The sequence below is a fragment of the Stenotrophomonas sp. STEN056 genome, from assembly GCF_056759635.1.
The window spans coordinates 1-1,440 of the sequence record NZ_JBRRDL010000065.1 but is presented as its reverse complement, the minus strand read 5'-3'; the positions used below and the strand labels follow the sequence as shown (position 1 = coordinate 1,440).

Annotated in this window: 1 protein-coding gene; it reads right to left on the bottom strand. The window is 64.0% G+C overall.

The annotated features are described in order from the left end of the window. Positions 1-1,440: Ig-like domain-containing protein (locus tag ACVOLO_RS18010; RefSeq protein ID WP_481571695.1), on the bottom strand; the 1,440-nt coding region annotated here is incomplete at both ends.

Below are 1,440 nucleotides of genomic sequence, written 5' to 3'. Positions count from 1 at the left end.
CGTGGTCGGGGTGAAGTTCCACAAGCCATTGCTGCCGGCCTGCACGCTGCCCAGCAGCGTGCCGTTGTCGTAGATATGAACCGTGCTGTTGGCTTCGGCCTGGCCCTTCAGCGTCGGCGTGGTGTCATCGGTGGTAGCGCCCTGGGCGATCGCCCCCTGAATGCTGCCCACGTCATCGCCCACTTCGCTGATGCTCGGCTTGCTCGGTGCCTGCAGGTCCACGGTCAGGTTGAATGCCGGTGTTTTGGCACTCTCGGCGGTGGTCGCGGTGGTGACCGTAGCGGTCAGGCTGTGCGGGCCTTCGCTCAGTGCGTTGGTCAACTCCAGCTTCCAGTTGCCCTCGGCATCAACGGTGGTCTGGCCCAGCAGCTCGCTGCCTTCGTAGATCTTCACGGTACCGCCGGCGGTTGCCTTGCCGTGCAGGGTCGGCGTTGCATCGTCGGTCACGCCGCCGTTGCTGATCGCACCCGTCAGCGTGCCCACGTTGTCGGTGGCACCGTCAATCTTGACGACGACATCACGTGTATCGACCTTGAAATCGATGGCATCGGACTGCTCACCGACATTGCCGGCCTTGTCCACCACCTCGTAGTTCAGGCTGTGGTTGCCATCGGCCAGCGGCGTGGTCGGGGTGAAGCTCCATTCACCGTTTTCATCGGCCTGGGCTTCACCAATCTTCTTGCCGTTGTCATAGATGACCACGGTCGACTCTGGCTCGGCCTTGCCGTTGAAGGTCGGGGTGCTGTCGTCGGTGACGGTGCCGCTGGTGATCGGGCCGGTGATGCTGCCTTCGTCATCGATCAGCTCGGCATCGCCCGTACCCGGCTTGCCAGGCGCCGTGGTGTCCACCACGAACGGATACTTGCCCGTCTCTGGACTTACATTGCCCAGCGAGTTGGTCGAGGTGGCCACGATGTTGTGCATGCCATCGGCCAGGTCCGTCGACGGCGTGAAGCTCCAGCTGCCCTGTGCATCCACCGGCACGGTACCGACCAGTGCGCCATCGATATAGATGGACACGGTCATGCCCGGCTGCGCCGTGCCTTCAATGGTCGGGCGCGCATCGTCGGTGATGCCGCCCTTCTGGATGTTGCCGGTGATCGAGCCCACGTCGTCGATCACGCCGGTGATGGCCGGCGGGTTCGGTTTGTCGGCGTTCCCCAGGGTCAGCTCGAACGCATCGGACGGTACGCTGGCATTGCCGGCAGCATCCACGGCGACAACGGTCAACGTGTGCCCACCCAGGCCCAGCGGCAGGTTCGGCTCAAACGTCCACTTGCCATCCTGGCCCACCGCGGCCTCGCCAATCTTATGGCCCTTGTCGTAGATGACCACGGTGCTGCCCGGCTCGGCGCTGCCGCTGATCTGCGGCTTGGCGTCATCCGTGGCGTCACCGGAGTTCAAATTGCCGGTCACATCGCCCTGGTCGTCATACACGGT